We start from the raw sequence: 11353 nt of genomic DNA on the forward strand, positions 1-11353 counted from the left end.
AAAGCGGTGGGGCTAAGTAAGTGACACCAGATGGCCGCCAGAACGCTTTTCGCCGACCCGATGCTGCGCATGCTCGTGTTGGCAATTCTGTTAGCGGCGATTGTCCCGGCAACCGGTGAGGCGCGCACCATTGCACAAGGTGTGGCCAATGCCGCGATATTCGTGCTCTTCCTGCTCAACGGCCTGCGCATTGCGCGGAAGGACATTGTGGCAGGGTTCAGGAACCTGCGGTTCCTTTTGCCTCTTGTGCTATGGGTATTTGGCGTGATGGCCTTGATCGGTCTCGGTCTCGCGAAGCTCGCATCGGGATGGTTGGCTCCGTCGGTCGCTCTGGGATTCCTCTACCTCGGGACCCTGCCTTCGACGGTGCAGTCTGCGACGTCCTACACATCGCTGGCCGGAGGAAATGTCGCGCTGTCGGTCGTCGGTGCCGCACTGCTCAACATCCTCGGGGTGTTCGTCACAGTCCCGATCTTCCTCGCCCTGGGTGGCAGCGGAAGCGGTGCTGTCGGTTCCGAAGTTGTCGTGAAGATCATGCTCCTTCTCATCCTGCCATTCGCAATCGGTCAGTTTGCCCAAGGATGGGCGGGCTTGTTCATTGCGAAGCACAAGGGGAAGATCGTCTGGATTGATCGCTTTGCCATCGCTGCGGCGATATATGTCGCGTTCTCCGGGGCAGTCGAACAGGGTATCTGGACCCGGGTAAATGTCTTCGACTGGCTGTCGATCCTGGCACTCGTCGCACTGTTCCTGCTGGCCGGGAACTGGGGAGCGTGGGGGGCAGGCGGTGTGCTGGGGCTCGAGCGCGGGGACCGGATCGCATTTCTATTCGCGGCTGCGCAGAAGAGCGCTGCTGTGGGTGCTCCGCTTGCAACTATCATGTTCCCCACCAAAACTGCGGGTTTTGTGGTGATCGCCTTGCTGATCTACCATTTCTTCCAGTTGGTGGTCGCTGCGCCGATCGCTAGCCGGCTGGCTGGTCCACCTCATCCGGATGGCGCCGATTATAACGGACCGACCACGCAAAGCTGAGACCGATCAGCACAGCACCGATCAGCCCGGTCACTGTCTCGGATATGTGAAAGCGAGCCGAGAGCAGCATGATGGCGCCAAGCACGATGATCGCCCAGAAGGCGCCGTGCTCCAGGAAGCGATAAGCGGCAAGCGTACCTTTGCGAACAAGGTGGATCGTCATGGAACGGACGAACATCGCACCGATGGACAGACCAAGAGCGATGACGATCATGTTGTTCGACAAGGCGAAGGCACCAATGACCCCGTCGAAGCTGAAGCTGGCATCAAGGACGTTGAGGTATAGGAATCCCCCAAGGCCACTCCGCATTACGGCACCCTGAAGCGCGCGGGCCTCTTCCTTGGCCTCAAGGATCGCGTTGATGCCTTCGACTGCGATGAAGGTTACGAGGCCAAGTATCCCCGCAACCAAGAATGTCAGCGCCTCGTCTGGCTGCAGCATTGTCGAGATGCCCCACAGCGCGAGGAGGAGAAGGGCGATTTCTGCCGCCGGCAGCGCTGCAAACTTGCTGAGCTGCTCTTCAATCCAGCGTATCCAGTGAATCTCCTTGTCGAGATCGAAAAAGAACTTGAGGCCGACCATGGCCAGGAACGCCCCGCCGAAACCAGCAATGCCGACATGTGCGGATGAGACGATGCGTTCATATTCGTCTGGACGGTTCAATGACAGGTTCACCGCGTCCATCGGGCCGATCCCGGCGGCGATTGCTACGATGGCGAGCGGGAAAACAACACGCATACCGAAAACGGCAAAGGCAATTCCCCAGGTCAGAAAACGCTTTTGCCAGACTTCGTCCATTTCCTTGAGAACAGAGGCGTTCACGACCGCGTTGTCGAAGCTGAGGGAGATTTCCAGAACCGACAGGACGACGATGATCCAAAGCATCGAAAGCGTGCCCGGGATCGTCCCTGTGCTGGAAAACCCGTACCATGCTCCCAAGCCGAGGCACACGACCGTGAAGACCAGCGAAAAGCCGTAGAAACGCAGGAAATTTCTCATGGTCGCAGATCAGTCCTTGGGCTGGTAGGTTTGCTCAGGCCCGGGGAAGCTGCGATCGCGAACCTCTTGTGCATATTGCGCGACGTTGCGTTCAATGACCTCCGAAATGCTCTCGAACTTCTTCACGAACTTGGGCACGCGCTCGAACATGCCGAGCATGTCTTCGGTCACCAGTACCTGGCCGTCACATTGCGATGACGCGCCTATCCCGATCGTGGGGCAAGAGACAGACTGGGTAACCTCGATGGCGATCGGTTCGACCACGCCTTCGATAACAATGGCGAATGCTCCGGCATCGTCGAGCGCCTTGGCATCCCCCACGATGGTTTCGGCCTCGGCATCGGTCCTTCCGCGTGCGGCATAACCGCCCAGAACATTGACGGCCTGCGGAGTCAGTCCGACGTGGCCCATCACAGGGATCCCGCGCTGATTGAGGAAGGCTATGGTTTCCGCCATCGGCGCCCCGCCTTCCAGCTTCACTGCCGCGGCGCCCGTCTGCTTGACGAGATACGAGGCGCTTTCGAAGGCTTGTTCCTTGGAGGCTTCGTATGAGCCGAACGGCATGTCCACTACGACAACTGCATGATAGCTTCCGCGAACCACAGCGGCGCCATGTGCCGCCATCATTTCCAGTGTGACGGGCACAGTAGATGGCAGACCATAAATTACCTGCCCGAGCGAATCCCCGACGAGCAGGAGATCGCAATGCCGATCGAGAATTTGGGCTTGTCGCGCGGTGTATGCCGTCAGCATGACGAGTGGTTCCCCCGTCTTGCCGTCGGTCTTGCGTGTGCGGATCTTGGGCACCGTAAGGCGCTTCATCGGCCTGGGAGTCGGATTGGCGCGGCTGGTGCTCGTCTCGAGCTGGAAGGTCGTTGACATGGCGAGCCTTCTAGACGCGCCACTTATGAGGGGAAAGCCCGCAGTTTGCGCCTTGTAATGGAACGGTCTTGCGTTAGGGTCCCCTCCCATTCGCGAAGCGCGGCAAGGCTGCGCCGCCAATGGGAGGAATAATCCACATGCTCCTGGATAGGGTCAAACCGCTGGACGCCATTCTGGCAACGGCGGAGAAAAAATCGCTCAAGCGCACGCTCGGTTGGTTCCAGCTAATGCTGTTCGGCATCGGCTGCGTGATCGGAACCGGTATCTTCGTTCTCACCGCAGCAGGCGCGCAGAAGGCCGGTCCCGGCCTCATGCTGGCTTTTGCCATCGCAGGGTTCGTCTGCATCATCGCAGCGCTCTGCTACGCTGAGATCGCCGCAATGATCCCAGTCGCTGGATCTGCCTATACCTACAGTTATGCCACCATGGGCGAGTTTCTTGCGTGGACGGTCGGTTGGGCGCTGATCATGGAATACGCCATTGCCGCAGCGGCCGTTTCGGTCGGCTGGTCAGGCTATTTCAGCGGGACCTTCCTGAACGAGTTGTTGGGCGTAACCCTTCCACCATGGCTTGCTGCAGGCCCGCTTGCGCTTGGCGGCGCACCAGGTGGCCTCATCAACCTGCCCGCACTTCTGATTGCCTTGCTGGTCACCGGATTGCTGATCGTCGGAACCAGTGAAAGTGCCAAGGTCAACGCCATCCTCGTGGCAATCAAGGTAACGGCGCTGACGGCCTTCGTTGCGCTGACTTTGACAAGCCCCGAGTTTGATGCTGAGCGCTTCAACCCGTTCCTGCCTGCCGGGATCTTCGGTGGCTGGGGAACGGGCGTCGGTGCGGTGGGCGCCGCTGCAACGATCTTCTTCGCATATGTCGGCTTCGACGCGGTTTCTACCGCAGCGGAAGAAACGAAGGATCCGCAGAAGAATGTGCCGATCGGCCTCGTCGGCTCGCTGCTGTTCTGCACGGTGTTCTACATCCTCGTTGCTGCTGGTGCTGTTGGCACCATCGGTGGCCAGCCGATCATGGGTCCGAACGGAGTGCCGTTCCCTGCCGGTTCCGAAGAGCTTGCTCGCCAGTGCGCTACCTACGCTGCGGACCAGCTTCCGCTAGTCTGCTCTAACGAAGCTCTCGCTCACGTTCTGCGCCAGATCGGATGGTCGGGCATCGGTAACCTGCTCGGGATTGCGGCGTTTCTCGCGCTGCCTTCGGTCATCCTCGTGCTGATCTTCGGCCAGACCCGCATCTTCTTCGTGATGGCACGTGACGGCCTGCTGCCCGAAAAGCTCAGCACGGTGCACCCCAAGTACAAGACTCCCCACATCGTCACCATGATGACGGGTGGTGCAGTTGCATTGGGAGCAGCCTTCTTCCCTGTCGGGAAGCTGGCCGACATCTCCAACGCGGGCACACTTTATGCGTTCATGATGGTAGCCATCGCTTTGCTGGTCCTTCGTCGGCGTGACCCGGAGCGCAAGCGCGCCTTCCGTGTGCCGATGGCGTGGATCATTGCTCCGCTGACGATTGCGGGCTGTGTGTTCCTGTTCCTTAACCTACCGATCGACGCGATGCTCTTCCTTCCCGGATGGGGCGTACTCGGTATCATCGTCTACTTCCTTTACAGCCGTGGCAGCAGCCATTTGGGCCGTGGTATCGTCGAGGTCGTCGACGATGTTGCTGGTGAGGAAACCCAGATTCCGATCCACCCGCCGGCGGACTGAGGTTTCGCCTAGGTAAAAAAGAAGGGCCGCCCCCTCTCGGGAGCGGCCCTTTTCTTTTGTGCGGCTGTCAGATCAGATGTCGACTGCTTCGACGTGGCGCTTTTCCGCCTCGTCGTGGATGGTCATGCCCAGCGCCATCTTGGCAGTGTTGAGTAGGCCGATGTCCATACCCCAGATTTCTGCCTGTCCGAGGTCCATGCGCAGGAAAAGCAGGTCCGGATCGTCTTTGCCGCCGTCGTACCATGCCTTGACGAAGTTGTTCCAGAACTGCTCGAAACGTTCCTGGCTGGTTTCGACCGAGAGCGTGCCATCGAAGCGGGCGAACAGGTCATGGTCCTTGGCGGTGAAGCTAGCCTTGGCCTTGCCGAGCTTGGCGAAGTCGCTCTTCTTCTGGGTGAAGAACCAGATCGCGCTGTTGGCATCTTTGTCGAGCTGCGCGGTCATGGGCACCGAAGTGTCCGACTGACCTTCGAGTTCAAGGAACAGGAACGGCGAGTCTGCCATCGCCTTCCAGAACTTCTGCTTCAGTTCGTCGGGGTTGCCTGCGGAGTTTTTCATGAGGGGGCCTTTCGTGATTGCGTTTGTCTTTCATACGCATGCGGGGGGCGGGACGTTCCGGCGTTCACGCTCGGACGGGGCAGGGCACGGATGAATTGCCTATTAGACCGACATGGAACATAATAGGAACATACGAGTCGATTCCCTATGATCCATACTGATCCTGCTCCACTGCCTTTCACGGCCTTTGAGGATGTCGCCGCGATTTCCACGCGGCGCAGTGCCCGGTGGCGTCCGGGGCTGGCTGCGCAATCCGGGCCAGCATTGCACAGCGAAATCTTCGCCTCATCGCGCGAAGGGGCGGGCGCGGCGGTGGCTCTGGCGCTGGCCCTAGACGACTGGCGCAGCATTCCCCGTGGGGAAGTGCGTAAGGAAGAGGACCGCCGCGCCGTGCTGTGGGTGCAGACGCGCGAGGCAGCGCGACTGAGTGGGCGCCCCTATCGTGCCGGCCTGCCGCGGGAACTGGCGACAAGGCTAATCCACGTACTTGCCGACAAGCCGGAGGATGCGCTCTTTGCCCTGGAAGAGGGTTTGCGCTGCCGCGACCTCGCCTTCGTGATCGGGGAAGTGTCCGGCAATCCGCGGGCGCTCGATTTTACCGCCTCGCGGCGGCTGACGCTGGCGGCGCAAAAACACGGTGTGCCGCTGTTTCTCGTCCGTCTCGATGCTCAGCGCGACCTGTCTTCGGCGCGGATGCGCTGGGAGGTGATCTCGGTGCCTTCAGCACCGCTCCGCTGGAACGCGCAGGCGCCAGGCGTACCGGCATGGCGGGCCGAACTGTTCCGCGCCCGTACCCATGCGCCGGGCGAATGGCTGCTGCACCAGGACGGTGTTCGACTGAAGGCAATGCGCGAGCGGGCCGCGGACAACGACACCGAAGGCGCGATGGACTGGACTGCGGGGCTGCAGCGCAGGCGGCTTCCGCAAGGGGCGTGAACATGATCGGGCACGGCAACGACCGCCCGCGCAGGATACTGTCGATCTGGCTTCCTGCACTGGCGATGGATCGCTGGCGGCAGGGCGGTGGGAAAGAGCGTCGCGAGTTCGACAGGCAGCCGCTCGTCCTGATCGCCGACACTGCGCACGGACCCCGCATCGAAGCTGCCAACCGTCCCGGGTCGGAAGCCGGCGCACGACCCGGAATGATGCTGGCGGACGCACGCACGCTGTGCCCGCAGCTCATTACCGCGCCTTCCGATCCAGCGGGTGATCTTGCCTTTCTCGAGAGCCTTGCCGTCTGGGCGCAGCGATGGGGGCCGTGGTCGGCGCTCGATGCGCCTGACGGGCTGCTGGTCGATGTAACCTCGGTCCCGCACCTCTTCGGCGGCGAGACGAGACTGGTCGAGGATGTCCATAATGCCTTCGCCCGCCGCGAACTGGCAGTGCGCACCGCCATCGCGCCCACCGCAGGCGCGGCTTGGGCGCTGGCGCATTACGGGCCGCCGGGCACGATTGTGGAAGGGCACGAGGAAATCGCGCGTGCCCTGTCCGACCTGCCCGTCGCGGCACTGAGGCTCGACAAGGATGTGGTCACCGTGCTGCGCCGCCTCGGCCTCAAGCGATTGGGCGAGATTGCGACCATCGGGCGCGACGCGATCCAGCGGCGTTTCCGCAACCGCAAGTCGCCTGCGGCCAATCCGCTGATCCGGCTCGACCAGCTGCTCGGCCTTGTGCCCGAGCCGCTGTTGCCCGTGGTGCCGGTGCAGACGCCGCTGGTTCAGCGTCGACTGATGGAGCCGATCCGCCACCGACAATTGCTCGACACGGTGGTGTCCGATCTTGCCGCCGACATGGCACGCGAACTGGAGGGCAGGGGGTTGGGCGCGCGGCGCCTCGAACTCGGCCTGTGGCGTGTCGATGGCGAGGTGGTCGTACGCCGCCTCGAAATGGCCGCAGCGACGCGCGATCCGGCGCATATCGTGCGACTGTTCGCGGCCAGGCTAGACGATGTCGACGCTGGCTTCGGGATCGAGATGCTGCGCCTGCGTGCCAGCTGGGCCGAACCGCTCGCGCTGGAGCAGGGCGATATCGAGGCTGTGGCGGAAAGCCACGGGACTTCGCTTTCCGCGTGCATCGACCGGCTGACTGTCCGCCTCGGCCCGCGCGCGGTCAGCCGGCCGGTTCCCTTTGCCAGCCATTTGCCCGAACGGGCGCAGCGCTGGCAGCCTCCACTCGACCCGGAACCGGCTTCACAAGGCTTGCTCGCTTTTCATGAAAGGCCACTGAAAATGCTTGAGAAACCTGAAATGATCGCGGTGCTCTATGCTACCCCGGACGGCTACCCCCAACGCTTTCGCTGGCGCGGTTCCGTGCACGAGGTGGTGCGGGTGGAAGGTCCGGAACGGATTGCGCCCGAATGGTGGCGCGAGCGCGGTAGTACGCGCCTGCGCGATTACTACCGGATCGAGGATGACCATGGGCGCCGCTATTGGATCTACCGCCAGGGCATCATCGGTGACGGGAGGGGTAACGACCGCAACGGCGGGCTGCCCGACTGGTATCTGCAGGGACTCTGCGCCTGAAATCAGGCGGGCTGCTCGGGAGCGGGTTCTTCCGTAGGCTCGTCAGCAGCTTCTTCCGGCAGGACAGGCTGTTCCTTGCCATGCTCGATCTCCGACTTCTCGGGGAAGAGGGCGCTGATCCTGCAAATCTCATCGCCACGCAAAATCGTTGCGGCCACGCGGGATTGTTCCATCGCCTCGGGCGTGTTGTTGAACGGCGGAACGACCGTCTGCGCTGGTGTGCAAGTCCGCGGGGCCGGATGGGCATCATGCGCCGCCTCCGCGTGCTGGTCTGCAGGCTCGTCGGACGCGATTGCGGGTACGGCAAGCATCGCGAGGGCAGAAAAGGCAAGAATGGCGCGCATAGGTTCCTCCGAACGGCCCCATGCCCCCGATCGCCTTGCCCGCGACTGAATGCCTATTCCGAGCGGAGGAACTCGCTTCGGCGCGACCGTTTCTGGCCGAGCGGGATATTCCCGAAGTTGGCTACCGGCCCGCTGGGCGCCTCGACCGTCTGGCTGGCATGTTCCACTACCGCCATCGGGATCGGGCGTTCGAAGATCAGGCCGCAGCTGTTGTCGTTGACCCAGACGACCTTGCAGAAATGCTCCTGGTCCGCCCATTCGAGCAGGCCGGAAACGCCTTCCACGGGCGGGTTAGGCGTGTCGAGGCGGGCACCTGCCTCGGAAAGGTCGCTGAGGCGGCCGATGCGGTCGCCACCGAGCATCTTGAGCCGGGCAGGGCAGTCCACAGCATATCTGCGGCTCGCGCGGCGTTCCGGCTGCGCGACAGCCGCATTCCTCCGAAATAGCGCCACCCATGTCCTCCTGTTGTCGGGCAAGGATAACGCCTTGGGTGGTTAAATGCGCTCTCACGGGGATGGTGAGCGCAATTTAACCATGACGATTGCCTTTTGTTATTGGCGAAGGATTGTTGAGAACATATAAGGAACAAATGTCCTCGCAATCGGTCCTTCAGAAGCTGGAAATCCTTGCCGACGCGGCGAAATACGATGCCTCCTGCGCTTCGTCCGGCACGGCCAAGCGCAACTCGATGGGCGGCAAGGGGATCGGCTCGACCGAGGGGATGGGCATCTGCCATGCCTATGCGCCCGATGGCCGTTGCATCAGCCTGCTCAAGATACTGCTGACCAACCACTGCGTGTTCGACTGCCATTACTGCGTCAATCGCAAGAGCTCGAACGTGGCCCGCGCGCGCTTCACGCCGCAGGAGGTGGTCGACCTCACGCTCGCCTTCTACCGGCGCAACTACATCGAGGGGCTGTTCCTGTCGTCGGGCATCGTGAAAAGCTCGAACCACACGATGGAACAGCTGGTAGAAGTCGCACGCATCCTGCGGGAAGAACACGATTTTCGCGGGTACATCCACTTGAAGACAATCCCCGAGGCGGATCCGGAGATCGTTCATCAGGCGGGCCTCTACGCCGACCGTGTCTCGATCAATGTCGAACTGCCGACCGACAGCGGCCTGACCCGCCTCGCGCCCGACAAGAGCGCAGCGCAGATCGAAGGCGCGATGGGCAAGGTGAAGGCCGATCTCGTCGAGGCGAAGGATGCGAGGAAGCGTTTCCGCCATGCGCCACGTTTCGCGCCTGCGGGCCAGTCGACGCAGATGATCGTCGGTGCCGATGCCGCGACCGACAGCGACATCGTGGGCAAGGCGAGCCGGCTCTATGACAGCTTCAAGCTGCGCCGCGTGTACTACAGCGCTTTTTCGCCGATCCCCGATGCCAGCGCGGTCCTGCCGCTGAAGCGCCCGCCGCTGATCCGTGAGCACCGGCTTTACCAGTCCGACTGGCTGATGCGCTTCTACGGCTACAAGCCGTCCGAGGTGATGCAGGCAACCGAGGCAGACGGGAACCTGCCGCTCGACATCGACCCCAAGCTGGCCTGGGCGCTCAAGTTCCGCGAGCAGTTCCCGGTTGACGTGAACCGCGCTTCCAAGGAGCAGCTACTGCGCGTCCCTGGGCTTGGTGTGAAGGCGGTGGGCAAGATCCTCGCCAGCCGCCGCCATCGCACGCTACGCCTCGATGACGTGGCGCGCCTCACGCTGTCGATCACCAAGGTGCGCCCGTTTATCTGCACCGTCGACTGGTGGCCCGTGCTGCTGACCGACCGCGCCGACCTGCGCAGCCTGCTCGCGCCGAAGACCGAGCAGCTGGAGCTTTTTGTCGCATGACTGTTAAACAGGCCCTTGGGCTCCAGCACGTCCGGCTCGGTACCTATTACGTCGTCAACCTGCCCGAGGCCGACGATTTCGACTTCTGGCGCGAACGGGCCCGTGCGCTGGTGCAGTGCGAGGTGCCGCCCGACCGCATTGCCTGGGTCGAACCGGGGGGCAGCGGCGACCTCTTCTCGCATGGCGAGCGGCGGATGCCGGTCCCGCCCGTCGGTGCGCGTCCCGTCCGCGCCAATCGCCGCTTCGTGCAACTGGCGCGCAATGCAGCGCTTCATTCGGACACCGAACGCTTTGCGCTGCTCTACCGCTTGTTGTGGCGGCTGCAGGCCAATCCCCGGATCATGGAGGACAAGGCCGATCTCGATGTCCGGCGGATCGAGGAACTCGACAAGAACGTCCGCCGCGACAGTCACAAGATGCATGCCTTCGTCCGCTTCCGGCTTGTGGAGAGCGACCCTGATGCGCTCGGGGAGGAAGCGGGCGAGCACTATGCCGCCTGGTTCGAGCCCGAGCACCACATCCTGCGCGCCAATGCGGGCTTCTTCATGCGGCGTTTTTCCAACATGCGCTGGTCGATCCTGACCCCGCGCGGCAGCCTGCACTGGGACGGGAGCATCATGTCCGAAGGGCCGCCCGCACAGCGCAGCGATGCGCCCGGCGGCGATCCGATGGAGGACCTCTGGCGCAAGTACTATGCGTCGATCTTCAACCCCGCGCGACTGAAGGTCGGCGCGATGCTGAAGGAGATGCCGAAGAAATACTGGAAAAACATGCCCGAGGCTTCGCTCATCCCGGACCTCATCGCGGGCGCGCAGAACCGCGAGGCGGCGATGGTCGAGAAGGGCGCGCTTGAATTCGAGGAACGGCCCGACACGCTGAAGGCGATCGACCGCGCCATCCACGCCTGCCGCAAGTGCCCCATCGGCGCGCTCGACAACAATGCGGTGATGGGCGAGGGGCCGCGCGATGCGGCGCTCATGATCGTTGGCGAGCAGCCGGGCGACAACGAGGATTTGCAGGGTCGCCCCTTTGTGGGGCCGGCAGGGCAATTGCTCGACGTTCACCTCGAAAAGGCCGGGATCGACCGGCGCACGGCCTACCTCACCAATGCGGTGAAGCATTTCAAATACGTCCAGCGCGGCAAGCGGCGCCTGCACCAGAACCCGGGCGCGAAGGAAATCGACACCTGCCGCTGGTGGATCGAGGGCGAGCGCGCGATCGTGCAGCCCAAACTGGTGCTCGCCATGGGTGCCAGCGCGGCGCGCAGCGTACTGGGCAGGACGGTGAGCATCTCGAAGGTGCGCGGCAGGCCGATCCCGCTGGAGGACGGCAGCGAGCTGTGGGTCACTTCGCACCCGTCCTACCTCCTGCGCCTCGAAGGCCCCGCGCGCGAGGAACAGGCGCGGCTGTTCGATGCCGACCTTGCGGCGGTCAAGACGCGGCTCGGGGAAGTGAGGGGGTGA

The 11353-nt window shown here is 62.8% G+C and carries 11 protein-coding genes; 6 read left to right on the forward strand and 5 right to left on the reverse strand.

Annotation, left to right across the window (positions count from 1 at the left end):
- Positions 1-30: 30 nt before the first annotated feature.
- Positions 31-1032 carry a bile acid:sodium symporter family protein gene (locus RAM60_RS04660; RefSeq protein WP_369025374.1) on the forward strand — a complete coding sequence of 334 codons (1002 nt, stop codon included), beginning with the start codon at positions 31-33 and terminating at the stop codon, positions 1030-1032.
- On the opposite strand, the gene RAM60_RS04665 is transcribed toward RAM60_RS04660, so the two are convergent.
- Positions 965-2032: a DUF475 domain-containing protein gene (locus RAM60_RS04665; protein ID WP_369025373.1), complete on the reverse strand. Its 1068-nt coding sequence runs from the start codon at positions 2030-2032 to the stop codon at positions 965-967. The two genes, RAM60_RS04660 and RAM60_RS04665, sit on opposite strands and share 68 nt — an antisense overlap.
- A 9-nt stretch (positions 2033-2041) precedes the next feature.
- A complete protein-coding gene (gene panB, locus RAM60_RS04670; protein WP_369025372.1) occupies positions 2042-2914 on the reverse strand; it encodes a 3-methyl-2-oxobutanoate hydroxymethyltransferase in 873 nt (290 codons plus the stop codon).
- Positions 2915-3051: 137 nt separating this feature from the next.
- Between panB and RAM60_RS04675 the strand changes: the two genes are divergently transcribed.
- A complete protein-coding gene (locus RAM60_RS04675) occupies positions 3052-4632 on the forward strand; it encodes an amino acid permease (RefSeq protein ID WP_200983621.1) in 1581 nt (526 codons plus the stop codon).
- A 72-nt stretch (positions 4633-4704) separates the two neighbouring features.
- On the opposite strand, the gene RAM60_RS04680 is transcribed toward RAM60_RS04675, so the two are convergent.
- Positions 4705-5190 (reverse strand): pyridoxamine 5'-phosphate oxidase family protein, encoded by a 486-nt coding sequence (locus tag RAM60_RS04680; RefSeq protein WP_369025371.1) that lies wholly within the window; start codon positions 5188-5190, stop codon positions 4705-4707.
- Positions 5191-5337: 147 nt separating this feature from the next.
- Here RAM60_RS04680 and RAM60_RS04685 point away from each other — a divergent pair, with 147 nt between their 5' ends.
- A complete protein-coding gene (locus tag RAM60_RS04685; RefSeq protein ID WP_369025370.1) occupies positions 5338-6126 on the forward strand; it encodes a hypothetical protein in 789 nt (262 codons plus the stop codon).
- A gap of 2 nt (positions 6127-6128) precedes the next feature.
- A complete protein-coding gene (locus RAM60_RS04690) occupies positions 6129-7712 on the forward strand; it encodes a Y-family DNA polymerase (protein WP_369025369.1) in 1584 nt (527 codons plus the stop codon).
- 2 nt (positions 7713-7714) lie between these two features.
- On the opposite strand, the gene RAM60_RS04695 is transcribed toward RAM60_RS04690, so the two are convergent.
- Complete coding sequence (locus RAM60_RS04695) at positions 7715-8056, reverse strand: hypothetical protein (RefSeq protein WP_369025368.1); 342 nt, start codon at positions 8054-8056, stop codon at positions 7715-7717.
- 53 nt (positions 8057-8109) lie between these two features.
- Entirely contained in the window at positions 8110-8508 is a 399-nt protein-coding gene (locus tag RAM60_RS04700; protein WP_200983630.1) for a PilZ domain-containing protein, read from the reverse strand.
- 137 nt (positions 8509-8645) lie between these two features.
- On the opposite strand from RAM60_RS04700, the gene RAM60_RS04705 reads away from it, so the two are divergent.
- Entirely contained in the window at positions 8646-9890 is a 1245-nt protein-coding gene (locus RAM60_RS04705; RefSeq protein WP_369025367.1) for a putative DNA modification/repair radical SAM protein, read from the forward strand.
- Entirely contained in the window at positions 9887-11353 is a 1467-nt protein-coding gene (locus RAM60_RS04710) for a UdgX family uracil-DNA binding protein (protein WP_369025366.1), read from the forward strand. The genes RAM60_RS04705 and RAM60_RS04710 overlap by 4 nt, the downstream gene beginning before the upstream one ends.

Source organism: Qipengyuania sp. RANM35 (assembly GCF_041021145.2).
Lineage (GTDB): Bacteria > Pseudomonadota > Alphaproteobacteria > Sphingomonadales > Sphingomonadaceae > Qipengyuania > Qipengyuania soli.